The 24,744-nt window shown below is 69.1% G+C and carries 19 protein-coding genes and 2 pseudogenes; 12 read left to right on the top strand and 9 right to left on the bottom strand.

Annotated elements, in window-relative coordinates; translation table 11 throughout:
* The first annotated feature begins 480 nt into the window (after positions 1 to 480).
* Positions 481 to 687, top strand: coding sequence for a hypothetical protein (locus AB0D31_RS06620; RefSeq protein ID WP_362717927.1), 207 nt, complete (start codon positions 481 to 483; stop codon positions 685 to 687).
* Between the two features lie 314 nt (positions 688 to 1,001).
* Here the strand turns inward: AB0D31_RS06620 and AB0D31_RS06625 are convergent, their stop codons facing one another.
* Positions 1,002 to 1,517 (bottom strand): MarR family transcriptional regulator, encoded by a 516-nt coding sequence (locus AB0D31_RS06625; protein WP_362717929.1) that lies wholly within the window; start codon positions 1,515 to 1,517, stop codon positions 1,002 to 1,004.
* A gap of 90 nt (positions 1,518 to 1,607) precedes the next feature.
* Between AB0D31_RS06625 and AB0D31_RS06630 the strand changes: the two genes are divergently transcribed.
* The 5 genes from AB0D31_RS06630 (at position 1,608) to AB0D31_RS06650 (ending at position 6,401) form a co-directional block, all read left to right on the top strand.
* Complete coding sequence (locus AB0D31_RS06630; RefSeq protein ID WP_362717931.1) at positions 1,608 to 2,783, top strand: PP2C family protein-serine/threonine phosphatase; 1,176 nt, start codon at positions 1,608 to 1,610, stop codon at positions 2,781 to 2,783.
* Between the two features lie 379 nt (positions 2,784 to 3,162).
* Positions 3,163 to 4,056 carry a SpoIIE family protein phosphatase gene (locus AB0D31_RS06635; RefSeq protein WP_362717933.1) on the top strand — a complete coding sequence of 298 codons (894 nt, stop codon included), beginning with the start codon at positions 3,163 to 3,165 and terminating at the stop codon, positions 4,054 to 4,056.
* Between the two features lie 133 nt (positions 4,057 to 4,189).
* Positions 4,190 to 4,603, top strand: coding sequence for an ATP-binding protein (locus AB0D31_RS06640; RefSeq protein ID WP_362717935.1), 414 nt, complete (start codon positions 4,190 to 4,192; stop codon positions 4,601 to 4,603).
* A gap of 259 nt (positions 4,604 to 4,862) precedes the next feature.
* Positions 4,863 to 5,726, top strand: coding sequence for an RNA polymerase sigma factor SigF (locus AB0D31_RS06645; RefSeq protein ID WP_362717938.1), 864 nt, complete (start codon positions 4,863 to 4,865; stop codon positions 5,724 to 5,726).
* Between the two features lie 201 nt (positions 5,727 to 5,927).
* The gene (locus AB0D31_RS06650; protein ID WP_362717940.1) at positions 5,928 to 6,401 is read left to right on the top strand and encodes a MarR family winged helix-turn-helix transcriptional regulator; all 474 of its coding nucleotides are present in this window, start codon (positions 5,928 to 5,930) and stop codon (positions 6,399 to 6,401) included.
* An 80-nt stretch (positions 6,402 to 6,481) separates the two neighbouring features.
* Here AB0D31_RS06650 and AB0D31_RS06655 read toward each other — a convergent pair whose 3' ends face one another.
* Positions 6,482 to 6,925, bottom strand: a complete 444-nt coding sequence (locus AB0D31_RS06655; protein ID WP_362717943.1) for a SpoIIE family protein phosphatase — start codon at positions 6,923 to 6,925, stop codon at positions 6,482 to 6,484.
* A gap of 326 nt (positions 6,926 to 7,251) precedes the next feature.
* Between AB0D31_RS06655 and AB0D31_RS06660 the strand changes: the two genes are divergently transcribed.
* Complete coding sequence (locus AB0D31_RS06660; protein ID WP_362717946.1) at positions 7,252 to 8,097, top strand: glycoside hydrolase domain-containing protein; 846 nt, start codon at positions 7,252 to 7,254, stop codon at positions 8,095 to 8,097.
* 232 nt (positions 8,098 to 8,329) lie between these two features.
* On the opposite strand, the gene AB0D31_RS06665 is transcribed toward AB0D31_RS06660, so the two are convergent.
* Both AB0D31_RS06665 and AB0D31_RS06670 read right to left on the bottom strand, forming a co-directional pair.
* Positions 8,330 to 9,877: a VCBS repeat-containing protein gene (locus AB0D31_RS06665; RefSeq protein WP_362718229.1), complete on the bottom strand. Its 1,548-nt coding sequence runs from the start codon at positions 9,875 to 9,877 to the stop codon at positions 8,330 to 8,332.
* A gap of 39 nt (positions 9,878 to 9,916) precedes the next feature.
* Positions 9,917 to 10,970, bottom strand: a pseudogene (locus tag AB0D31_RS06670) (N-acetylmuramoyl-L-alanine amidase); the annotation flags it as partial.
* Between the two features lie 586 nt (positions 10,971 to 11,556).
* On the opposite strand from AB0D31_RS06670, the pseudogene AB0D31_RS06675 reads away from it, so the two are divergent.
* The 4 genes and pseudogenes from AB0D31_RS06675 to AB0D31_RS06690 form a co-directional block, all read left to right on the top strand.
* Positions 11,557 to 11,958 (top strand): annotated as a pseudogene (locus AB0D31_RS06675) (cytochrome b N-terminal domain-containing protein); the annotation flags it as partial.
* A gap of 324 nt (positions 11,959 to 12,282) precedes the next feature.
* A complete protein-coding gene (locus AB0D31_RS06680) occupies positions 12,283 to 12,960 on the top strand; it encodes a DNA polymerase ligase N-terminal domain-containing protein (protein ID WP_362717948.1) in 678 nt (225 codons plus the stop codon).
* 37 nt (positions 12,961 to 12,997) lie between these two features.
* Positions 12,998 to 13,645, top strand: a complete 648-nt coding sequence (locus AB0D31_RS06685; protein WP_362717951.1) for an endonuclease — start codon at positions 12,998 to 13,000, stop codon at positions 13,643 to 13,645.
* A 272-nt stretch (positions 13,646 to 13,917) separates the two neighbouring features.
* Positions 13,918 to 14,718, top strand: coding sequence for a DUF1206 domain-containing protein (locus AB0D31_RS06690; protein ID WP_362717954.1), 801 nt, complete (start codon positions 13,918 to 13,920; stop codon positions 14,716 to 14,718).
* A 235-nt stretch (positions 14,719 to 14,953) separates the two neighbouring features.
* Here the strand turns inward: AB0D31_RS06690 and AB0D31_RS06695 are convergent, their stop codons facing one another.
* Both AB0D31_RS06695 and AB0D31_RS06700 read right to left on the bottom strand, forming a co-directional pair.
* Positions 14,954 to 16,396 carry an aminopeptidase P family protein gene (locus tag AB0D31_RS06695; protein ID WP_362717956.1) on the bottom strand — a complete coding sequence of 481 codons (1,443 nt, stop codon included), beginning with the start codon at positions 16,394 to 16,396 and terminating at the stop codon, positions 14,954 to 14,956.
* 121 nt (positions 16,397 to 16,517) lie between these two features.
* The gene (locus AB0D31_RS06700) at positions 16,518 to 17,954 is read right to left on the bottom strand and encodes an aminopeptidase P family protein (RefSeq protein WP_362717959.1); all 1,437 of its coding nucleotides are present in this window, start codon (positions 17,952 to 17,954) and stop codon (positions 16,518 to 16,520) included.
* Between the two features lie 629 nt (positions 17,955 to 18,583).
* On the opposite strand from AB0D31_RS06700, the gene rph reads away from it, so the two are divergent.
* Positions 18,584 to 21,226, top strand: coding sequence for a rifamycin-inactivating phosphotransferase (gene rph, locus AB0D31_RS06705; protein WP_362718231.1), 2,643 nt, complete (start codon positions 18,584 to 18,586; stop codon positions 21,224 to 21,226).
* A 109-nt stretch (positions 21,227 to 21,335) separates the two neighbouring features.
* Here the strand turns inward: rph and AB0D31_RS06710 are convergent, their stop codons facing one another.
* The 3 genes from AB0D31_RS06710 to AB0D31_RS06720 form a co-directional block, all read right to left on the bottom strand.
* Positions 21,336 to 23,288, bottom strand: a complete 1,953-nt coding sequence (locus AB0D31_RS06710; protein ID WP_362718234.1) for an ABC transporter ATP-binding protein — start codon at positions 23,286 to 23,288, stop codon at positions 21,336 to 21,338.
* A 149-nt stretch (positions 23,289 to 23,437) separates the two neighbouring features.
* Entirely contained in the window at positions 23,438 to 23,977 is a 540-nt protein-coding gene (locus AB0D31_RS06715) for an NUDIX hydrolase (RefSeq protein ID WP_362717962.1), read from the bottom strand.
* Entirely contained in the window at positions 23,974 to 24,417 is a 444-nt protein-coding gene (locus AB0D31_RS06720; RefSeq protein WP_362717964.1) for an NUDIX domain-containing protein, read from the bottom strand. The genes AB0D31_RS06715 and AB0D31_RS06720 overlap by 4 nt, the downstream gene beginning before the upstream one ends.
* Positions 24,418 to 24,744 lie beyond the last annotated feature (327 nt).

Here is a 24,744-nt window from a genome sequence, read left to right on the forward strand (position 1 = left end):
CACTGACGACGCTCCTCATGAGCCGAGAAGCGCATTAAGTTCCGCGCGCCAACTGTTGTCGTGCAGCAAATATACGCAGGTGCTGCGGAGACATGGAAGCCCTACCGCTTCCCGATCCGGCGGCGCCGGCCACTCCCACGCCTCAACGCAACTGTCAACGGTGCCGGAGACCGAATCTGCGACCTCCGCGGCTTGGGTCGCCGGTGGTGAGGCCAGGGGGCAGTGCCGGGTGAGGGCAGCCTCGGAATTCCTGGTTCATCCATGGCCCGCTTGGCGAGTCATGGCACCCGCGTCAACTCCACACTGAGAGATCCGCCTGTTCGGCTGAACCCTCGGAGCGGACCGCTGTTCCCCCTCCCGGAGGCGGATGGCTGTGCAGAACCCCGGCCTGCGCATCCGCGAAGGCGGCATCGCGGCGGGGGGCAGGCGGCCGGCCGACGCATGCGGTGAAAAAGAGCCAACGCATGCCATCATCCGCCCATGGAACTGGTTTCGCTGGACCTGGCTGCCCACCGCCTGCGCGACGCGCAGGAGGCACTGGACGCCGCGCGCGCCGACGTTGAGCTGGAAGCGGTAGCTGCTCTGCGCAAAGGGGGTGCCGTCGATGCCATCTGTCAACGGTCCGGCCTCAACCCTCACGACCTGGTGCGTCTGGAAAAACTGACCGGCCCGATCCCCCTGAATTGACAGCGCCGGAATTGGCAGCACTGCGTCAGCGGGTACAGAGCCGGCCCGGGAGCCGTTTTCCCTGGCCGCCGGCCACGTACTGACCAGTCCGGCGCGTGCTCCATGCGTGCGACGCAAAGAAGCGTTCGGAATGGCAGGGCAGCCTCACTCCATTTCGGGAACCCCTACACCTTCCGCAGGGAAATACTTGCCGTTTGACAACAGTGGCAGGAGGCCGCACTCTGGACTCCGCTCACGGTCGGACGTGCGCATAAGGCCTGCCGTGGAGGACTGGCAAACTGTGAACCCGTTGGTCCACCGGCCGGAAGGCCGCCTCAAGCAGTGCCTGCCACCGTGCCGCGCACGGTCTCCGTACCCTCCGCTCCGCGCAGCACTGCCGACCGGAAGAAGGCCAGCCCCTGTGCAAAGGCGGCCTGTTCCGCGGGCGCCATCGTGGCGACAACCTCTGCCAACGCTGCTTCGCGGCGCGCCCTGAGATCGCTGAGGTAACGGGTCCCCACGCCCGTCAGACGCAGCTCCACCTCTCGCCGGCTCGCCGAACTCAGGGTCCTTTCAATGAAGCCGAGGGCGTGAAGGCGATCGCACATGCGACTCACTGACGAGGGGGTCGAACCCAATTCCTCACCCAGGGCGCGCAGGTTGATCCCGTCATTGTCGGCGAGGATGTACAGGACCTTCAACTGGGATGTCGACACTGGAGCGATCGGCGCGAGATCGCCGCTCTTGCTCCACAACACCTCAAGCACCTCGATAGTCTCGCGGGCCGCAAGCGCGGCGGCTCGGCGACCATCGGTGGCAGCGCCGTCGGAGTGCCCGCTCTCAACAGTCACGGTCTTCAACCGCCTTGGCAGTCGCTGCGACACAAAAAGCCCTCCCGCGCCTCTTTGTCTTCATCTTCTCGAACAGGCGGTAACCGAACAGTGGACAGATTCACAGCAGCGGAACGCGCACTGCGCCAGGCGGCGCCGCACGCTCTGCTGCAAGCGGTGCAAGACGTTCTTACCCAGCATTACGGGGCTGTCTCCGTTGACCTGCTCATGGCCGACTACGCCATGACCATACTGCAACCGGTCAGCGCGCTCCCATACACCGGCGAACCGATTTCTGTCTACCAGAGCTCCCCGGGGCGAGCCTTCGGTGCCCAACAACCCTACGTCGAGAACGACGACCGCACAGGACAACTGACAGCCCACCTGCCGATCAGCGTGCGCGGAGACCGCATCGGCGTCCTCACCGTAAGGCTGCCCCGCGACCTCTACGACGCCCAAGCGGAGCACGAGCTCCAGGATGTCGCCGAAGTACTCGGACACGAGATCGTCGTGGGCGAACGCGACACCGACGTGTACCTCCAGGCCCGCCGCGCCAACCGCCTGACCCTGGCCGCGGAGATGCAGTGGCAGCTGCTGCCCGGCCGGTCCTGCTCCCGTCCGGAGTACGAAATCGGCGCCCAGCTCGAGCCCGCCTACGCGATCTACGGCGACAACTTCGACTGGTCCGCCTCGGCCAGCCACCTCACCCTCGTCGTCACCAACGGCATGGGGGAGGGAATCGAAGCCGCCCTCCTCACCAACCTGGCCGTCAACGCCCTGCGCAACGCCCGCCGTGCCGGCCTTTCCCTCGCCGACCAGGCCTGCCTTGCCGACCAGGCTGTCTACGGCCACTACCACGGACAGGTCTACCTCTCGACGCTCCTGCTGCTCTTCGATGTCGAAACCGGTCAGACGCAGATCGTCGATGCCGGCTCTCCCCGCATGTGGCGCCTGAGGCACGGCAAAGCCGAGCAGATCCAGCTGGAGGCCCAGCTGCCACTCGGCATGTTCGAGGACACCCTCTATACAGCCGAACCCTTCCAGGTCGAACCAGGTGACCGCCTGGTGTTCGTCAGCGACGGCGTCTACAACGTCGCGTCTCCCGCGGGTGAGCCCTACAGCGAGAAGGCGCTGATCCGCGCCCTCACCAACACGAGGCTCCTGCCCGCCTCCCAGGTTCCCCGCGCGGTCCTGCAGGAACTCGCCGGCCACCGCGGCCCCATTGACGCCGACGACGACGCGATGGTCGTCTGTCTCGACTGGCGTGGCAGCCAGAAAACAGAGTGACCACGCTTGGCTACCTGCCACCCGCTGAGCCGCTGAGCCTCCTGGCTCAGAGCGCGCCAGCCGCGCCAGTGCTGTGGCCGGGAAGGTACGCCTGGTTGGTTGGCCCCTGCGCGGGCTGCTCAGCACGGGCGTCCATGGCTGAATGCGTGCACGTTTTGACTGGTTACAGAGCTGATAAGCCTCACAGTGCGATGGCGACTGAGCGCGAATGGTGCATGACGATGTTGCAAGCTCCAGCTCTTCAGGGGCTTGGTGTCATATGGCGCCAAGCCCTACCGGTGCCCACGAAGTAGGGTCATGCGGACGAAATAAGGTCATGCGGACGCGAAAAATGGCGCGGACGTCATGGGGTCCGTCCAGGCGGTGCGGAAAGAAGGCCATGAACATGCATTCGACGAGCTGGCTGGGCGTCGCTGAGAGCGCCCTCCGAGCGGCCCCGCCGACGGCACTCTTGTCCACGGCCCGCACGCTGCTTGCTGATAACGCCAACGCCCGCTGCGTGGACCTCTTGCTGGCCGACTACGGCCTCACCGTCCTGCAGCCAGTGACACAGCTCCCCAGCACCGGTGTCGCGACCGAAGTCCGCGAAGGCGGTGCTGCCGGCCGCGCCTTCACTGCCGAAGCGCCCGTCGTGGAAGTCACCGACGAGCCCGGCATGGTAGTGGTCCACCTTCCCGTCACCGTGCGCGGTGACCGACTCGGCATCCTGTCGGTCCGTCTGCCCGAGCAGGCAACCCAAGGTGCGTCGGGCGTGCTGGAGCTTGCGGCCTTTGCAACGGCCTTGGGGCACGAACTGATCGTCGCGGAGCGCGACACCGACTTGTATGTCCAAGCTCGGCGGCGCAGGAGACTGACCCTCGCCGCGGAGATGCAGTGGCAGCTCCTGCCCGGACGCGGCTTCAGCCGGGATGAATTCACACTCGGCGCCCACTTGGAGCCTGCCTATGCCGTAGGGGGCGACAACTTCGACTGGACCGTCACCGACAACTCGCTGACCATCACGGTTACCGATGGACAGGGCCACGGAATCCAGGCAGCCCTGTTGACCAACCTCGCCGTCAACGCACTCCGCAACGCCCGCCGAGCCGGCATTTCTCTTGTGGACCAGGCTTTCCTTGCCGACCAGGCAGTCTACGGAGAGTACGGCGGAAGACTCTCCGCCCCCACCCTGCTGCTGTGCATTGACCTGGGAACCGGCCTATCGCCATTCCGAGAAGTTGCAGCCACGGCGATGGCTGCGAAGACGAGCATCATCTTCAGGACGCAGCATTAGTGCACTGTCCCCCACTCTTGGCGCCCCGCCCGCCCATCCCTCCCCCGCTGCTGGTTGGAATGGCGCTCGGCGGGCACAAGAGACCTTCAACAAAACCTCAGCGGCATTACCGATCAGGCGAGGTGATTGGCACATGACTGAGACGGAGACAACCCAACCCCCCATCGCGAACCGTATCGTTCTGGCGGACGACACCTTTGCGGGCGTTTCGCGCGCCCGCGACGCCGCCCGCGCCTTTGTCGAAGGCCTCATCCCAGCACCAGAGCCCGAAAAGGGGGAGACCTTGGCGCTGGTGGTTTCCGAACTCACCACCAACGCTCTGCGTCACGGCGGTGGGCGTTACACCCTTCGCCTCCAGGCCACTGCCGATTGGGTGGACGTCGCCGTCAGTGACGTCAGTCCCATGCTTCCTCGCGAACGCACCCCGGATCTCCATGGCGGCGCCGGCGGCTTCGGATGGCACATGATCCGTCGCCTCGTGAGCGACATCAGCGTCACCCCCACCCCCAGGCAGGGAAAAATCATCCGTGCGCGGCTCCCCAGGTAATGCCGGGGCTTGGCTTACTGCACCGGGGGCGCTGTCACCGAGCGAGGTGCCGGCTGGCTGCCGGTCCGAGCGGCGGGAGACCGCGTGGGGTGCCCTCACAGCGTGAGATCTGCCGGCGGGTGTGACACGGGCCGTAGCACGCATGCTCCGCGAAGTCCGGGGTATGCGGTGGCCGATAGAGATCGGTATTGGTTGGGGAGGGCTCCCGATGGCAGCGGTGGCGGGACTGGAAGAGCTGGGCCGGACGGCAGTCAGCACGATGGAACCTGGCTCTGCGACAGCGGCCGCGAGCGAGCTGCCGTGGGTGGAGGAAGCGGTCAAGGTCTCCCCCAAGGACGCCCGTACGCTGTCGAAGGTGTTCTTCGACCGGTTGCAGGTCCTGGAGGAAGGCACTCCGGAGTTCCAGTACACCCGCAACACGCTGATCGAGATGAACCTGTCCTTGGTCCGCTTCGCGGCGAGCCGGTTCCGTAACCGCGGCAGCGGTGAGATGGAGGACATGGTCCAGGTGGGCACGATCGGTCTCATCAAGGCCATCGACCGCTTCGATCTGTCCCGCGAAGTGGAGTTCACCTCCTTCGCTGTCCCGTACATCGTCGGCGAGATCAAGCGCTTCTTTCGGGACACCACCTGGGCCGTGCACGTCCCGCGCCGCCTCCAGGAGCTGCGCACCGAGATCGCGAAGGCCAAGGAACATCTCGCCCTTCAGCTCGACCGCGACCCGACCGTGAAGGAACTGGCCGCGCATCTCAAGCTGGACGAGGACGACGTCATCGAGGGCATCGTGGCGTCCAACGGTTACACCGCAGGCTCACTCGACATGTCAACTGACGCCGAAGACGCCGGCCAGGCAGCCGGCGCCAAGGCACGTACGCTTGCCGACTTCATCGGTGAGGAAGATCCCGGCATGAACAAGGTCGAGGACCTCAACGCGCTCGCGCCCCTCATGAACCAGCTCGACGAGCGTGAACGCCGCATCGTGAGCATGCGCTTCGGACACGAGATGACGCAGGCCCAGATCGGGGCCGAACTCGGCATCTCTCAGATGCAGGTCTCCCGCATCCTCACCAAGATCCTCAGCAAGCTCCGCGCCGGTATGCTCGACGAGCTGGCCGTCGCATAGCCGGGGCGGCCGCCGGACTGTGGCCGGTCGGGGCAAGCCCTGACCGACCCCCCCGCACGCGAAAAGTTTGCATGTGAAAGATGGCGTGAACAGGGATAACTTCATCAGAGAGGGCACATTGAAGGTTGACCGTCCGGGAGGCGGCGCGTGGGGCGAACGCCCGAGGGGGATGTGCACCTGTTCAATAGGAGTGACGGCCACATGGACGGTGCGGGATCTGCTGACGACTCCCTGGATGCGTTTGCCCGGCAGGTGTCCGAAAATGCAGAAGCCCTGGTGACGGCATGGAGTCAGGCCGCACGGACAGCTACGCCCCGCCTGTCGAGTTTGCAGCTGCAGGCCCTGGTGGTGACCTACCGGTCTCCCGGGATCAATTTGACTCGGATGGCAGAACAGGTAGGGGCTGCGCCTTCGGCGGTCAGCAGGCTCTGCGATCGCCTGGAGGCCGCGGGCCTTCTCGTCCGGCGCCGTGCCACCACCAGCCGACGGGAGATCGGCCTCACTCTCACTCCCCACGGTTACGAGATGCTCGATGCCCTGTCCGTGAGCCGTCTGCTGGCTGTCCGCCGCGTTCTCCAGCACGTCCCTGCCGCACAGCGCGAAGCGCTCCTGGTGGGCCTGCGGGCGTTCGCTGAAGCCGCGGAATCCGTCAGCGACGTCGGATCAGGTGGTTAGTGTCCGTCAGCGACATCGGATCAGGTGGTTAGTGTCCGTCAGCGACATCGGATCAGGTGGTTAGTGTCGGCAGGGCGCCTCTAAGCACGTGTCCCCCCAAGTGAGGGGCTTCCCCTCCAGTCCAGACAGACGACAGCCGCATCGGTGGGCAGGTCTCCCCCGCCGTGGTACTGCACCAGCCCATCAACTACGGCGCGCGCCGTTTCGTGGGCGGACGCACTACGGGTGGCGGCGATGGTCTCCCGAAGGCCTCGTTCACCAAAGACGCTGCTACCGGCCCTCTGGGCAGCGTGCACACCGCTGCTCACAATGACGAGGCGGTCTCCGGGATCAAGACTGAACTGGTCCGCGTGATACTCGGTCTCCTCGAACATCCCCAGCGGGAGTTGCGCGTCGAGTCGAATCTGCTCCACTGTGCCGTGGCGAAGACGGAACAGTTGGGGAGATCCTGCGTCCACCGCGTGCGATGCGCAGTCCAAAGGGTTACGCGCACTCCCTGCATGCCGCAGTCCTCTGTATTGCACACTCTTGCGCTTGGCTCTACTTGTGCGAACTGAAATGACCGACGATAACCGAGACCGCAGGCGTCATCCGACCTCGCCGTTTCAACAGAATTTCCGCTCGAACGTAGCCCCCCGTCCGCCCGTTCAGGCGGAGGTCCAGATGAACCGGGTACGGTCCGGCACCACCGGCGGCTGCCGGCCCGACAGGTGCTGGATAAGCTCTGGTGCGCTCGGGGGGCGTGAGACGGGGAGTCAGAGAGCACATCGCGTCACGCGCGTCCTCCCGCATAGCGGCGACAATTGCCGCACATCGCCAGTAGAAGCACACATCAAGGGGTGGGGACCACATGTCCGACAAGCCGCGCAAGCCCGCGCACCGACTCTCCAAGAGAAACCGTTACATCGCGTGGGGTGCCGCCGGTGTGGCGGTTGCCGCCGGGGGTGGCTTGATCGCGCAGAGCGCGTCGGCCGCTCCGGCCTGGCCCGCGCAGAAGACGTACACGGGCCTCGCCTTCGACACCTGTGCGGCCCCGTCGGCCGCCGCGATGAAGGCCTGGAAGCCCGGTCCGTACGGTGCTGCGGCCGTCTATGTCGGCGGCAAGAACCGTGGTTGTTCCCAGCCGAACCTCACCGCGTCCTGGGTGAAGACGGTCACAGCCCAGGGCTGGAAGCTCATCCCGCTGTACGTGGGTGCGCAGCCGTCCTGCCAGACCGGCAAGAGCCCGGAGAAGATGACGGCTTCCAACGCGTCCTCCCTCGGCGCCACCGACGGCGCCGACGCGGCGGCCAAGGCGTCGGCGCTCGGCATGAAGCAGGGCAGCGCGATCTACCTCGACATGGAGCCGTACGACATCAAGAACACGTCGTGCAACAACGCGGTTCTCTCCTACGTCCGCTCGTTCACCAAGACCCTGCGTGCCAAGACGTACCGGGCCGGTTACTACGGCTTCAGCACCTCCAGTGCGCAGGCCATCGCCACCGCCACCAACCGCACCGACCTGCCCGGCAACCTCTGGTACGCGAAGTGGGACAACGTCAACTCGACGACCAGCGACTGGCCTTGGGCGAAAACGCTCTACACGGACCACAGCCGCGGCCACCAGTACATGGTCAACAGCAAGGAATCGCACGGCGATTACACCATCACTGTCGACCGCGACGCGTGGGACGGCCCGGTCGCCATCATCGGATGAGTAATCCGCCACAGGGCCGCGGCCGGATCCCGCCACGGCCCTGTGGGGTTCCAACTCCGAAGGTGCGCGCGCCTTTTAGTCGCTCCAGGGGCTTCTTTCGCAGAGTCCCCGGCGTACGAGGTCGGTGAACAGCTCGTCCGTTGCGCGGCGGCGCCCGCCAGGCGGCCCCGTGTGTGCGGGTGCCGCGTGGCGGGCGCGGAGGGAATGCGGTGCCGGGTCACCGGCGGGTGTGTCAGCCGGTGAGGGAGTTGTAGATCTGCCAGCCCGTACCGACCGTGCTGCGGGTGGCGAAGGGCGCGGCGGGGTTGCCGGTGCCGCGATAGAGATAGAGGGTGCCTGCGGCGTCGCGGGCGAGCAGGTCCGCTGTGCCGTCGCCGGTCAGGTCGCTGGTGCCGGTGAGGGAGTTGTAGATCTGCCAGCCGGCGCCGATCTTGCTGCGGGTGGCGAAGGGGGCGGCGGGGTTGCCGGTGCCGCGATAGAGATAGAGGGTGCCGGCGGTGTCGCGGGCGAGCAGGTCCGGCTTGCCATCACCGGTCAGATCGCTCCCGCCGACCATCGTGTTGTAGATCTGCCAGCCGGCGCCGATCTTGCTGCGGGTGGCGAAGGGCGCGGCGGGGTTGCCGGTGCCGCGGTAGAGCCACAGGGCGCCGGCGGTGTCGCGGGCGAGCAGGTCCGGCTTGCCGTCCCCCGAGACATCGCCCACGCCGACGAGCGTGTTGTAGATCTGCCAGCCGGCGCCGACCTTGCTGCGGGCGGCGAAGGGCGCCGCGATGTTCCCGGTGCTCTTGTAGTACCAGAGGATCCCGGAGGGTTCCCGCGCGAGCAGGTCGCCGGTGGCGTTGGCACGGAATCCGGACAGGTCGACCAGGGCGTTGTAGCCCTGCCAACCGCCCCCGATCCGGTAACGGGACAGGAACGGGGCGCCGGCCGTGCCGCTGCCCTGGTATTGCCACAGCGTGCCGGCGCTGTCGCGGGCGAGCAGGTCGGAGCGGGTCGCACCGTTGGCCGGCCGGGTGCTGGAGATCTGCTGCACATCGTCGGCGCGGACCCAGGCGAGGCGGTGGTTGTAGCGGATCGGGATGAACTTCGTGGTTCCGGTGACGAGTTTGTGGTCGCCGGGGGCGCTGTTGTCGTAGTTCATCGCGTAGAAGTAGTCCCCGGCCGCGGCCGGCCCGGCCGGCACGTAGGCCTGGCCGGCCTTGATGGCGTACTTCGTCAGCGATTTGTCGGTGTCCGTCTGGACGGGCACCTGGGTGCCGGTGTAGTCGGCGGTCCGTGGGTAGGCCCTGCCGTACACGGGAATGGAGGCGAGCCCGGCCTTCGGTGTGATGACCGGTTGTCCGGTGGAGCCGACGGGGGCGGTGCGCTGGCCGCCGGGGTTGTAGAACCAGCCCTGCTTGCCCCCGTACCAGATCGCCGTCCAGTCGCCCTTGACCGCGGCGACCACATAGCGGCCTCCGGTGACGGCCTTGGCGGCCCAGTCCGGGCCTTGTGTGCTGCCCGCGGCACCGCCGCGCAGATACGGATCCGCGATCAGCGGTGAACTGGTGGAGGCGTTGGAGTAGAGGTAGAGGAAGTTCGCCGGGTGCGGTGCCTGCGTCGTGCAGGGGGCGGGGGAGCAGTACACGATCGTCGGCTGGTTGGCCGTGGTGAACGGCGCGGCGATGGTGACTTCCTGGCCGGCTGCGAGCGGACTGCCCGCACCGCCGTCACCGGTGGGCGCCCCCATCAGGGCGAGGTAGTGGTTCCAGTCCCAGTAGGGGCCGGGGTCCCAGTGCATGCCGGCGACGTTGGCGTCGATCGGGCCGGGCACTTCGTCGTGCCCGATGATGTGCTCGCGGTCCAGTGGAATGTTGAATCGGGTGGCCAGGTATTTCACCAGTGCTGCCGACGACTCGTACTGGGTCTCGCTGTACCAGCTGCCCGCCTTGATGGCGTAACCCTCGTGCTCGATGCCGATCGAGTGCATGTTGAGGGTTTTGTTGCCTGCCTGCCTGCCAGGCGGTGTCCTTGGTGGGAACGAGCTGGGTGACCAGGCCGTCGGAGGCGCGGATGAGGTAGTGCGCGCTGGCGGACTTCGTCGGGTCCTGAAAGACACTCAGGGAGCTGTCGTAGCCGCCCTCGGTGTCGTGGATGACGATGTAGCGGATGTCGACGCCGTCTGCGGGACGGTTGGTGACGTCGTAGTTGCCGTAGTCCGCCAGGTCCTTGCTGTTCTGCTTGAACGCCGCGGGCCGGAAGTCACAGTTCAGTCCCGCCGGGCACTCGGGCGTCGGAACAACTGCGGTACTGGCGAACGTCGCGGCCAGTTTCATCTTCGCCGGCTTGGCGGGGGTGACCGACCGGTCGGCGGGAAGGGTGACCCGCTGCCCGTCCGCCGTGACCCGGCTGCTGCCCCGGTTGATGGTCTGGAAGACCCGCTGTGTGAACAGTTGGGCGCCCTTGGTGTCCGGAGCCTGGCTGTAACGGGCGACGGCCGCGTACCACTGGCCCGCGTCCTTCGGCAGTGAGCCGGTGGCCTCCTTCTCGTACGCGGCCAGCAGCGCCGCCCCGCCCCGCACACTCTCCGCGCGATCGGTGCGCAGCGCGTCGGCCGACTCACCTGTCAGATCGGCTGCCGCGTCCAGCGTGTGCAGCCGGGGATCGGATGTGTCCGTCTGGCCATCGCCGGCCGCAAGGGCCCTTGCCGGGTTGAACTTCTTCATCCGCGCCGGATCGCCGCTCATGTTCAGATGCGACAGCCGCTCCGCCCGCGTCGGCTCCTCCACGTCCTTGGCCGTCACCTGGGTCAGACCCATGACGTTGTAGTTCCCGGCCGTGCTGGGCTGCCCCTGGTGCGTCTCCCACCGGGTCAAGTGGTAGGAGACGCCCATCAATATGCTCTGCGGCACGTGGAATTCCTGCGCGGCGTCCGCGAACTCCCGCTGCAGTCCCGCGGCCGGATCCAACGCAGCAGCCGCACTGCTGGACGGATCCGCCAGCGCGAACGTTCCGATGGCCGCCACGGATCCCGCGATGAGCGTCGCTGCTATGCCGATCGGAAGTGCCTTCCCCGACCTGCGGTGTGTACGAGTCAACGACCTGCCTCGATCTTCCGGCGCATGACAGCGCCCCCCTATGCGTCACGTCTGAGACACACAGGACGCTAGCAGCGGGAACACGACGTGAGATCAAGGCGATCTGGTGGAGGCCAGGTTGCCGGCCACCCGGTGGCTACCGCGGGCAGCCGGGTGTCGGTTTCGGCGGTCGTGGTGTCCGATTCGCTACTGATTGTTCTCTGATCCGTGTGCCGCGAGGCTGGTTTCCGTCCTTAGGTAACGATTCGGTAAGTGTGGGCAGCGTGAAGATCAACGAATCCGTTGTCGGGCAGGAGAGCCGCCGGCGGTTCAGCGGTGATCCCCATAGCTGCGACAGCGCGCCCGTATTGCCGCGCGCGCTGCCGTACGGACCGGATTCACCATGGTGGATCGGCGCTCCCCATTGGCTGAGGCTGCCAAGGCGCTGCTGCGGAAGGCGTTTCCCGACCACTGGAGCTTCCTTCTGGGGGAACTGGCGCTGTACAGCCTGGTGGTCCTGATGCTCACCGGTACGTGGCTGACCCTGTTTTTCGAGCCGGGCACGAAGGAGCTGCTGTACAACGGCAGTTACGTTCCGCTCCAGGGCCTGCCCATGTCGACGGCGTACAGCTCGACTCTGAACATCACCCTCGACATTCGCGGCGGCCTGCTGATGCGGCAGACGCATCACTGGGTGGCGTTGGTCTTCATGGCCGCGATCAGCGTGCACATGCTGCGGATCTTCTTTACGGGTTCCTTCCGCAGGCCGCGCGAGTGCAACTGGACGATCGGTGTATCGCTGTTCTTCCGGACGCACTCGACCCCAACGGACTCGACCGCGACGGCGACGGCATCGCATGCCCGAACCGTCCCGGGCCGACGGACGAGAAGCCGGTCCACCGCGACTTCGTGACCGACAGGGACGGTGCGCCGGTCATCGCACCACTCAAGCAGCCGCCGCCGTAGCAAACAAGGCTGCTGATGCCCCGGACACCGCGGCGGGCCATGATGAGACACGAGGCGTGCATGACCGGCGGGGTCCGGGGTACGGGCGGACCCCACGCGCCCGGTGGGCCCCGTGCGCCCGGCCGGCCCCACGCGCCCGAGGGCCCGGAAGGAGGAGGACACCGTGGGTGAGAAGGATGACCTGCGCACGTACCGCGGGAAGCGGCACTTCGACAGGACGAGCGAACCGAGCGGCCGGAACTCCGCGGACGGCCGCACGGGCACCGGTCGCGACGAGCCCTCGTTCGTGGTGCAGATCCACGATGCGAGTTCCCTGCACTTCGATTTCCGGCTGGAGGTCGACGGGGTGCTCAAGTCCTGGTCGGTCCCCAAGGGGCCGTCCACCGACCCGCGGGACAAGCGACTCGCCATCCCCACCGAGGATCACCCATTGGACTACCTGGACTTCGAGGGGGTGATCCCCCGCGGCGAGTACGGCGGCGGGACCGTCATCGTCTGGGACCGCGGTACTTACCGGCCCACCAGCCATGACAAGCACCACCGGCCGGTGCCCTTCGGGCAGGCCCTGGAGCATGGACACGCCACGTTCGACCTGCACGGCGAGAAGCTCCGCGGGCAGTACGCCCTGACCCGGTTCCACGGGCGCGAGGAAGAGCGCGACGGCCCGGCCGCCAGGCCGACGTGGCTGCTGGTGCGCACCGGCTCGGGCCGCGCCGCCACCCACGGCGGCACCCCCGACCCCCGGCGGGCCCGCTCGGTGCACAGCGGCCGCACCCTGCGGCAGATGGCCGAGGCGCCGGACGCCCAGACCTGGAATCCGCAAGGCGGTGGTCCACGGTGACCGGGCCGCCAAACAACGCAAGGGAGCACCCCGAGCCATGACCGAGCGCGCGAACGTGATGCGTACCCTGGTGCGGCGGTACGGACAGACCTACGCGGCCGAAGCGGGCATCCGGCTCCAGAACACCCCCCAGCCGCTGTACCGGACGCTGGTCCTGGCCGATCTGCTCAGCGCGCGGATCCGGGCCTCCGTGGCGGTGGCGACGTCCAGGGCGCTGTACGAGGCCGGCCTGCGCGATCCCCGCCGTATGGCCGATGCGACGTGGCAGCGGCGCGTCGACGTGCTGGGGGAGGGTGGCTACCGGCGCTACGACGAACGTACCGCGACCCAACTGGGCGACGGGGCACGGCTGTTGCTCGACGAGTGGGGCGGCGACCTGCGCAACCTGCGGAAGCAGGCGGACGGCGACGCGGACGAGCTGCGCGGCCTCCTGCGCCGGACCCCGGGCCTCGGTCCTGCCGGGGCCAACATCTTTCTCCGTGAAGTCCAGGACGTCTGGCCCGAGTACGCGCCCTTCCTGGACGCGAAGGCCATCGAGGGCGCCGAACGGCTGGGCCTGCCCGAGGACCCGACCGCGCTCGCCCGCCTCGCCGGCGACACCCCGCACGCCGAACTGGCGGCGGCGCTCGTGCGCGCCGCGCTGGACCGCAAGGTGGTGGAGGACTGCCTGGCGCGAGCCGCCTGAGCCGGACCCGCTCGCCTCTGCCAGTGGACGGAGTGACCGCCCGGCCGGTTGACGACCGCAGCCGGGGGCACACTCGACGTGCACACGGGGCGGGCCGCCGCAAGCACACGGCGCGCCGCTCCCCGTGACCGTCGTGGTCGTCGTCCTATCGGCTGACCGTGTTCTTGGCAGGCAACCCGCCGTCCCACATGGCGCGTTCGGCCCCGAAGGAGGGCATCGTGAGCTCGTCCCACGCACGTCACCAAGGAGCTGGAAGCAGGGCGTTGGCGTCCGTGAGCCGCACGTTCACCCGGCGCAACGCCCAGAAGGAGACGCTGAGCGCGGCCGGGCGAGCGGGATTCGTCGCCCGCGGCGTCGTCTACGTCCTCATCGGCATGCTGGCGATACGGATAGCCGTCGGCAGCGGCGGGCAGGCCGACCGGCAGGGCGCCCTCAACCAGGTCGCGGCGCAGCCCTTCGGGAAGGTGATGCTGTGGCTGCTCGTCGTCGGCTTCGGCTGCATGGCGCTGTGGCGCGGTGCCCGTGCGGTGCTCACCAGGGGGCGGAAGGGCAAGGCCGGTTCGCGTGTACTGGACGCCGGCCGGGCCGTGTTCTACGCCTCGGTCTGCTGGGCCACCGCCACCTTCGCGACCGGTGACAGCGGCGGCTCCGACGGCGACGCCAAGTCCCGCGACTGGACGGCCACCGCCCTCAAACTCTCCTTCGGCCGGTTCCTGGTGGGCGCGGCGGGCTGCGTCCTGATCGGTGTGGGCCTCACTCTCGCCGTCCGCGCCGCCATGCGGCGCTTCCTGCGCCAGCTGAACACGGCCACGATGAGCTCCCGTACGAAGATGGCGGTCACCGCGCTCGGCGTGGGCGGCGGAGTGGCGCGCGGCATCGTGTTCGCCGCGGCCGGGGTCTTCGTCCTGGTGGCCGCCGTACGCTTCGATCCCAATCAGGCCAAGGGCATGGACGCGACCCTGCGCAGCCTCGCGGCCACCCCCATGGGCCCCTGGCTCCTGCTCGCCGTCGCCCTCGGCCTGATCCTCTTCGGCGTCTTCTCCTTCGCCTCCGCGCGCTGGCGCCGTCTGTAACCGAATCCCCCGTACCCCCAGCTCTCGGTTGTCGGAGCGGACCGTGCAGCCTCAGGTCCGCGACGCACTTGGCGAGGAACTCCGGCGACAGGGACGGCACCCGGCCCTCGTGCACACCGAGAGCGCCGACCGCCTCGGTGAAACGCGTTGCCGAACCGGGTGGGCCCCACCTCCGCCACCGCGCCGCCCTTACGCAGCTGTCCGCAGACCTGGTCGACCAGGGGGCGGGGTGCTCTCACCGCAACGCGCCCATCCACGCCTCGATGTCGTCGGCGCCGCGCGGCAGGCCCGACGACAGGCACTCGGCGCCGTCGGCCGTGATGAGGAAGTCGTCCTCGATGCGCACACCGATACCCCGCAACTCCTGAGGGATCGTCAAGTCGTCGGCCTGGAAGTACAGTCCGGGCTCGACGGTGAGCACATGGCCCTCCTGGAGCACGCCTTGGGCGTATGTCTCGCTGCGGGCCGCGGCGCAGTCGTGGCAGTCGAGACCGAGCATGTGGCCCGTGCCGCAGACGGTGTACCTGCGGTACAGGGCGGGCTCGTGCGTGACGGCGTCGCCGCCCGGCCGCAGCCCCCAGGCGTCCAGCCCTTCCGCGATGACGCGCGTCGCGGCGTCGTGGAACGCGCCGTACGGCGCGCCCGGTCGCAGCGCGGCGATGCCCGCCGACTGGGCGGCGAACACCAGCTCGTACACGCGGCGTTGGACATCCGTGAAGCGCCCCCCGACGGGCAGCGTCCGGGTGACGTCCCCGGTGTAGAACGAGTCGGCCTCGACGCCCGCGTCGAGCAGCAGCAGCTCACCGTCGCGCACCGGACCGTCGTTGTGCATCCAGTGCAGCACGCACGCGTGCGCGCCGGCCGCGGCGATCGTCTCGAACCCCAGGCCGTAACCCTCCATCCGGGCCCTCCGGTTGAAGGTCCCCTCCACCCAGCGCTCACCCCGCTCGACACGCATGGCGTACGGCAGTTCGGCGGCGACGTCGTGAAAACCGGCCACCGTGTGCTGGACGGCCGCCCGCACCTGCTCGATCTCCCACGCGTCCTTGACGAGCCGCTGCTCCGCGAGGAAGGCGAGCAGTTCGGTGTCGGCGAGCGCGGACGGCGCCACCAGGGCGTCCACCACCGGGTCCTCGCCGCGCACGGCCCGCGTCGGCACCCCGCCGGCCAGCGCACGCTCCAGGTGGTCGCGGGAGACCGCCTCGACGCCCAGGGCGCCCGCGGTCTCCGTGAGCGTACGGCGCCGGCCGACCCAGAACTCGCCGTGCCGGCGGTCGCTGTAGAGCTCCGCACCGTGCGGCCCGGCGTCGCGCGGTGACCGCGGCCGGGTGAACAGGGTGACCTCGTGCCCGTGGCCCGTCGGCTCGAAGACCAGCACACTGTCCGGCACCGCCCGCGTGCCCTGCTCGGCGGTGAGGTGGATGTACGCGGAGTGCGGCCGGAACGCGTAGTCGAAGTCGTTGCTGCGGGTCTTGATGCCGCCCGACGGAATGACGATCCGCTCGCCGGGGAACCGCTCGGAGAGCGCCGCGCGCCGTTTGGCCGCCCACGCGGCCCCCGGCAGCGGCCGCGGCGACAGGCCGGTATCGGCCCAGCCGTGCCGGAACACCTCGGCGACCGCGTCCGGTATTTGATGATCGTGGCTGCGCAATCCACGCACGCCGTCCTGCTGTTGCATCGCTCACGTCCCGTCGTGTGATGGTCCGTTCTCACAGAGAAACCCGAGAACCCAACCGGCCGTGGCCCGGCCCCCGTCCCGTCGATGCGGGCCGGGCCGCGGCGGGCGTTCTCGGCTGCGCTCAGCTCCGCAGCCGCGCCATCCAGGCCTCCACGTCGTCGGCGGAGCGCGGGAGGCCGGCGGAGAGGTTCTCGTTGCCGTCCTCGGTGACCAGGAGGTCGTCCTCGATGCGGACGCCGATGCCGCGGAACTCCTCGGGCACGGTCAGGTCGTCCGACTGGAAGTACAGGCCCGGCTCGACGGTGAGCACCATGCCCGCTTCAAGGGTGCCTTCCACATACAGCTCGGTGCGGGCCTTGGCGCAGTCATGGACGTCGAGGCCGATCATGTGCCCGGTGCCGGCGAGGGTCCAGCGCCGGAACAGCCCGAGTTCGTACGCCTCGTCCACCGAACGGCCACCGAACAGGCCCCAGGAGGCGAGGTGTTCGGTCAGTACACGCTGGGCGGCGTGGTGGAAGTCCCGGTACTTGGCGCCCGGCTTGACGGCGGCGATGCCGGCCGACTGGGCCGCGTATACCGCGTCGTACACCTGGCGCTGCACCGGGGTGAAGCGGCCGTCGACGGGCAGGGTGCGGGTGACGTCGGCGGTGTAGAGGTTGCGGCTCTCCACGCCGGCGTCGAGCAGCAGGAGATCGCCCGGGCGGGCCTCGCCGTCGTTGCGGACCCAGTGCAGCGTCGTGGCGTGCGGGCCCGCGGCGCAGACCGAGGCGTAGCCCACGTCGTTGCCCTCGATCCGTGCGCGCATCCAGAACGTGCCCTCGATGGCCCGCTCCGGTGTCGGGGTGTCCGTGCCGAGGATCTTCACCACGTCCTCGAAGCCCCGGGCTGTGGCCTGGCAGGCGTGGCGCAGGTCCGCGATCTCGAACTCGTCCTTGATCAGGCGCAGTTCGGACAGTGCGACGCGGAACTCGATGTCCCGCTCGGCGGTCACCTTGTCGCGCAGGGCGGCGTCGGTCCCCGCGTCGTACCCGCGCAGCAGACGGATCGGCCCGGTGGCCTCGGCGAGCCGCTCGGTCAGGGTGCGGACATCGCGGCACGGCACTCCGAGGAGCTGCTCGTTCTCGGCGAGGCTGTTGCGGCGACCGTCCCAGAGTTCACCGTGGTAGTCGAGCCAGAACTCGCCGGACTCGCGGTCGGAGCGGGGGAGGAGGTAGGCGACGGCCTCGTGCCCGCCGGCTGCGCGGGGTTCGAGGACCAGGACGGCGTCCTGGGACTGATCTCCCGTCAGATACACATACTCCGACGACGGGCGGAAGGGGTAGTCCGTGTCGTTGGAGCGCACCTTCGGGTTGCCGGCCGGGATCACGAGCAGCTCGCCGGGGAACCGGCCCGAGATCGCCGCCCGGCGGCGCGCGGTGTGTGGTGCCTGCGCGACGGGTTCGAGGTGGCGGCGTTCGGTGTCGGCCCAGCCCTGCCGCATGTTCTCGGTGAGCTCCGTGCTCACGCCCCCGTGCAGGCCGTTCTTCCGCGTCTTGTTCTCGTCTGTTTCTTCCGTCACAACAGCCTCCTGAAGCGAATGCGTCACTCAAGTTCCCCTCGACCGCCGGCGGTCGGCGCCCCGTGGGTCGGTGGGCTATACCGTGCGGAAAAATCTCCACGCCTGGTCACGGCGTGGATCGCCTACGGCTCATCGCGGACCCAACGGCGCCGCCCGGCCGCTCAACTCCCCTGTGGACACGGCACTTTGTCGCGAACGGCACTCTCGCAGAAGCTCCCCGCCCCCACTTCGTACAGATGTATGAAAGGTCGGAGGTGGTTTTTCGTCATCTGTCGATGGGCGTGCCGGTGGAGGTGGTGCCGAAGGCCGTGGCGATGGGCGGCACGCGGTCGGGCTCGATGCGCGCGGGCGGCCACGTGACACCACATGACAAAGGCAGGGAGATGTCTCTCCCTGCCTCTCTCAACGTATAGCGCACAGGGGGGCTTGCCACAAGGCCCCGGTCTGGGCGCACAATCGTCGACCTCCGCCCCCACCTGCGTGAACGGGGAGGTGGCGGGAGCGTGTCGCTGTCGGGACATCGACTGCGCGTGCACGTCGAATCAGTCGGGTCGGCCGGCCTGTTCGGGTCGGCCGGGTCAGCGAAAACAGGAACACAACGGGGCATGGCGCCCCTCGGAGGTATCGCTTTGACCGCGCAGTACGTGCTGGATCTTCAGAAGGCCGACGCGACCCGGGTCGCCCTGGTGGGCGGCAAGGGCGCGCATCTGGGCGAGTTGTCGCGGATCGACGGTGTCGACGTGCCGGCCGGCTTCTGCGTGACGACGGACGCCTTCCGGCGGGTCCTGGCTGGGCCGCCGTCCGTCGAGGCCCTGCTCGATCGGCTGGCGGACGTGGACCCGGACGACCGGGAGGGGACCGGCATCCTCAGCGCGGAGCTCCGCCGGGCCGTGGCGGAGATCTCCGTTCCGGACGACGTCGCGGCGGAGATCGCCCGCGCGCTCGCCCGGTTCGGTGAGCGGGCCGCGTACGCCGTACGGTCCAGCGCGACGGCGGAGGACCTGCCCACCGCGTCCTTCGCCGGACAGCAGGACACCTACCTGAACGTGCTGGGGCCTGCCGCGGTCCTCGCGCACATCAGCCGGTGCTGGGCCTCGCTGTTCACCGAGCGTGCCGTGATCTACCGCCGGCGCAACGGCATCGACCACCGTGCGGTGCACATGGCGGTGGTCGTGCAGCGGATGGTCTTCCCCGAAGCTTCGGGCATCCTGTTCACGGCCGACCCCGTCACCGGCAACCGCAAGGTCGCCACCGTGGACGCCGGCTTCGGACTCGGCGAGGCCCTGGTCTCCGGGCTGGTCAACCCCGACGTCTTCACGGTGCGCGACGGCGAGATCGTCTCCCGGTCGATCGCCGCCAAACACCGGGCCGTCGACGCCCTGCCGACCGGCGGTACGCGCGAAGTCGCCGTCGACGCGGAGCGGCAGGAGGAGCCGGCCCTGACCGATGCGCAGGCCTTGCGGCTCGTACGGCTGGGGAGGCGGATCGAAGCGCACTTCGGGCGCCCGCAGGACATCGAGTGGTGCCTGGCCGACGATGCCTTCCACATCGTGCAGAGCCGGCCCGTCACGACGCTGTTTCCGGTGCCCGAGCGCCGCGACGAGGAGAACCACGTCTACCTCTCCGTCGGCCACCAGCAGATGATGACCGACGCCATGAAGCCCCTGGGGCTCTCGGTGTGGCGGTCGACGGCCATCGCGACGATGTGCGAGGCGGGCGGCAGGCTGTTCGTCGACGCCACCCCGCGTCTGGCGTCACCCACGAGCCGCGCCGCGCTTCTGGATCTCATCGGGAAAGGCGATCCGCTGACCCGGGACGCGCTGGAGACCGTCCTGGAACGCGACGGCTTCGTCCGGACCCTGCCGGACCCGGGCACCGGCAGGCCGTCGTCCGGCAAGCCGTCGTCCGGCGGCCCGCCTGCCGGTACAGCTCCGGCCGGTGGCCGGCCCACCCCCATCGAGACCGATCCGGCCATCGTCACCGAGCTGATCGAGCGCAGCCGGACCTCGCTCGCCGCGTTGAAGAACGACATCCGGACGAAGTCGGGGCCGGCGCTGTTCGACTTCCTGGCCGAGGCGTTCGAGGAGCACAAGCGGGTCCTGAGCGATCCGCTGAGCATGCAGGCGATCATGGCGGGGATGGAGGCCACCTGGTGGCTCAACGACAGGCTGCGGGAGTGGCTGGGCGAGAAGAACGCGGCCGACACCCTCACCCTGTCCGCCCCCGACAACATCACGTCAGAGATGGGCCTCGCGCTGCTCGACGTCGCCGACGTGGTCCGCCCGCATCCCGAGGTCGTCGCGTTCCTGGAGGGTGTCGAGGGCGACGGTTTCCTGGACGAACTGCCGAAGCTCCCGGGCGGGACCGAGACCCGCGACGCCATCGTCGCCTATCTCGACCGGTACGGGATGCGCTGCGTCGGAGAGATCGACATCACGAGGCCGCGCTGGAGCGAGCGCCCCGCGACCCTCGTCCCCGTCATCCTGGACAACGTCGGGAACTTCGAGGCGGGCGCCGCCGGACGCCGCTTCGAGCAGGGCCGGCAGAAGGCGTGGCAGAAGGAACAGGACGTGCTGTCGCGCCTGCGGGCCCTGCCGGACGGGGACCGCAAGGCCGACGAGACCAAGCGGATGATCGACCGGGTGCGGACCTTCGTCGGATACCGGGAGTACCCCAAGTACAACCTCATCAGCCGGTACTTCGTGTACAAGCGGGCGCTGCTCGCGGAGGCCGACCGCCTCGTGCGGGCCGGTGTGCTGAACGATCGGGAGGACGTCTACTACCTCACGGTCGAGGAATTCCACGCCGTCGTGCGCTCGCACCACGTGGACCGACGCCTCATCAAGGAGCGCGAGGACGCGTTCCGGTCGTACGAGGCGCTGACGCCACCGCGCGTGCTCACCTCGGACGGCGAGGCCCTCACCGGGGCGTACCGGCGCGACGACGCGCCGGCCGGGGCCCTCCTCGGCATCCCGGTCTCCGCCGGGACCGTCGAGGGGCGGGCCCGCGTCGTCCTCGACATGGCCGACGCCGACCTCGAAGCGGGCGACATCCTGGTCACGACGTTCACGGACCCCAGCTGGTCGCCGCTGTTCGTCGGGATCGCGGGCCTGGTGACGGAGGTCGGCGGGGTGATGACCCATGGCGCGGTGATCGCCCGGGAGTACGGGCTCCCGGCCATCGTGGGCGTGGAGCGGGCCACCCGGCTGATCCGCGACGGGCAGCGGATCCGCGTGCACGGGACCGACGGATACGTCGAACTTCTGCCCTGACGGCCGGCGGGGGCCGGAGCGCAGGCGAGGTGGCCGCCGGGTCCGTCCGGGCGGCCAACTCGGCTTCGAAGGAGGGTAGTTAGGCACTTCTACGGAGGGCCGAACCGCGTCAGGTCGGGGCTCCCTCAGCCGCCGCGGGGCCGGTGGCCTGGCGCGGTAGGCCCGTCGCTCCGGTCGGGCGGTACTGGGCGGCCTGGAGTTCGTACAGGCTCCTGAACACCCCCTGCGCCTCGTCCGACAGCAGCTCGGTGAAGGTACCGCTCTCGACGACCCGCCCCCGGTCGAGTACGTGGATGAGGTCCGCGGTGCGGACGGAGCCGAGCCGATGGGTGATGAGGATGACCGTCTGGCCCTCGTCCGCGAGGCTGCGGAACCTGTCGAACAGCTTCTGCTCGGCCTTGGCGTCAAGGGCGGAGGTCGGTTCGTCCACGATGAGGATCTCCCCGCCCCGGTAGTGGGCCCGGCCGATGCCGAGCCGCTGCCATTCGCCGCCGGACGGATTGTGGCCGTCCTTGTAGCCGCGGGCGAGGAGGGTGTTCCAGCCGTGCGGCAGTTCGGCGACGAGCTTCTCGGCTCCGGCGTACCGCGCGGCCCGGTCGCGCCGTTCGGCGCTCGGCGGGATGTCGGTGCGCCCGATGCAGACGTTCACCTCGGCGGTGAACGGCCAGCGGTAGAAGTCCTGACCGACCATGGCGATCCGTGAGACGAGCTCCTGCCGGTCGGCGGTGCGGGTGTCGACGTCGTCCCACAGGATGCGTCCGGCGTCCGGTTGGTAGAGCCCGGCGAGCAGCTTCACCAGGGTGGACTTGCCGGAGCCGTTCTCCCCGCACAGGGCGACGATCTTCCCGGTGGGAATGGTGAGATCGACGCCGTCCAGCGCGCGCCTGGCGTCCTTCGACGGCCCGGACTCCTTGCCCGGGTAGGTGAACACCACCTTCTCGAAACGGATCTCTCGCGGTTTCACGGGAAGCGCCTGCCCTCCGACGGGGATCGCGCGCACGGTCGCTTCCGCGCACAGCTCGTGGAGGTCGGCGACGAACAGGGACTCCTCGTGGCAATAGTTGATCTGCAGGACGAGGTTGGACAGGCTGGAGGAACCGGCGCGGATGGCGAGGATCGCGGTCCCGCCGACGGACAGCGCCATTGCCCCGCTCCACAACAGGCCGCCCAGAGTGGCGTACGCGGCCGCGGTCGCGAGCCCCGTCCAGCCCGCGGCGACCAGGCCGGTGCGCGCGGCGAGGTGGGCGAGTCTGCGCTGCTCGGCCTCCTGGTCCATCGACATCTGCCGGAAATGGTGCAGCAGATACGGTCCCACGTCGTGCACCCGGATCTCGGCGGCGGCCTCCGTCGACATCAGCAGACGGCTGATCAGCTGACCGGCCCGCGAGTGCTGCACCCAGGTCTGGAACGAGGCGTAGCGGCGCCGGGCCACGCTCAGGGCGGCCCAGGAACTCGGCACCGTCATCGCGATCAGCAGCACGATCAGCAGGGGGTGCAGGACGGCCAGCACCCCCGCGGCGGCGGCCAGCGACAGCAGGCCGCTGACGATGTTCTGGACGTACTTGACCAGCCGCCGCGCCGACCCGGCGCCGTAGGACGCGCTGTCGAGGAGGCGGTGGAAGTCGTCGTCCTCGATGGCGGCGAGCTCCACGGCGGCGGTGTGCGTGAGGTACTGCTCGGTGGCCACCCGCTCGACCTTCGGCTCCAGGCGTCCTGTCCCCGCGGTGGACAGGGCCCGCAGCACCGCGCCGACGCCGGCCGTGGCCGCGGTCGCGGCGATCGCCCCGCTCGCCGCGGTGAGCCGCTGGGCGGTGCTGCCGCCGGACAACAGGTGCGAGAGCGCCTGGTTGACGGCGATCAGGCCGATGGCCTGGCAGCTGCCCCGGCCGATTTCCGCGCCGGTGACCAGGCGCAGCGCCTGCCGGTCGGCCTGCCACGCCAGCTTCACGGTGAGGGCGACCAGCCGGGGCAGGCGCAACAGCATGGCTCGCAGGCCCAGTTCGAGGAACGCGTCGTCGTGCTTGTTCCAGCCGAGGTCGTAGCGGAGCGAGCCACCGAACAGCGCTTCCTCGGAGGCGGACGTGGGGGTGGAGGCGGAGGCAGGGGGTGGGGTGGAAGCGGAGGTGGAAGTGGGCGTGGGCGTGGGCGTGGAGGTGGGCGTGGAGGTCGAGCTCGCGGGCTGGGCCACCTGCCCCTGTTTGCGGGTGAGTTTCACTGGCGGACACCCCCGGTGGCGGCATCTGCGGCGGCATCGGCGGTGGGCAGCTCTTCCAGATAGGCCGGTGCGGCCTCGTGACCCGCCGCGGCGCGGGTCGCGGCGCGCAGCAGGCGGCCGTTGGCCGCGTCCATCGCGCCGGTCGCCTCGGCCGGGTCCCACCACTCCCAGCCGAGCAACTCCCCTTCTGGCGTACGGATGTTGAGGTGATCATCGCGAGTGATGGTGGCGGCGAAGACGAAGAGATGGCAGGCGAACGGCTGGGGTGCGTAGGCGCCGTGGCGGCCGATGGACAGCCACTGCACCACCAGAAGCCGGCCCGCGGTGACCCGCACACCGGTCTCTTCGCGGCCCTCGCGCTCACAGCACTGGCGGGGCGTCTCGCCGCCGTACGGGCCGTCGTCGGCCTTGCCTCCGGGCATGACCCAGCGCCGGGTGCCGGCGTGGTGCACGAGGAGGACGCGGCCGTCGTCGCGCTGGATGAAAGCGGCCGCGGCCGAACCGGTCATGGCAGGCGCCGACTTGGGTGTGCTCATGCACCCCACCCCATGGCGGCGTACGGGCGGTTCGCGGCGATGGCGGTCAGGGCGACGGCGGTGTAGTCGACGAGCGGGGCGGGCAGCGCCGCGTAGGGGTGCCATTCCAGTGCGGTGTGCCGGTCGGGTGCGCAGATCCTGGGCGTTCCGCGATAGGCCAGGACGCGGAAGAACAGCTGCATACGGGGGGTGCCGGCGGCGGTGCCGCGGTAGTGGAGCACGTGGACGAGGCGGAGGTCCTGCGCCTCGATCTGCACGCCGAGCTCGTCCCCCGATTCCCGGACGGCGCACGCGGTCGCCGACTCGGCCTCCAGATGCCCGGCGGGGACGTGCCAGGTGCCCGGCGCGAACGCGACGCCCGGGGCGCGCCGTTGGAGGAGGACCCGTCCAAGATGTTCGAACACGAGATGTACGCCGACGATGGTGGGTTGGGTTCGCACGGGGCTCCTCCGGTGGCATCAGTACGGACAGGTGCTCGGAAAACTCACGGGGCGGGTCATGCGTAACGGTGAGAGGCGGGCGAATCTTCGCTCAAACGTTCCAGGCGACCTCGCGGGGCCGTGCTGGTGGGGTGGAACGTCGTGATCTTGCGTTCGATCCACCCCTGGGGGTGCGGCCACCCGAATCGGTGATTGTCATTCCGTGGCCGCCGGGAGCTTTTCACCGCGACGTCCGCGTGGCCGGACCCCCCTGAAGGGTGGCAGGGCGTCGTGGCCGAGGGGGGACGGACCACGACGTTGCTGCCCGGCGCGGGCGGCGCGTCCCCC

This window comes from Streptomyces sp. NPDC048361, assembly GCF_040651795.1.
Lineage (GTDB): Bacteria > Actinomycetota > Actinomycetes > Streptomycetales > Streptomycetaceae > Streptomyces.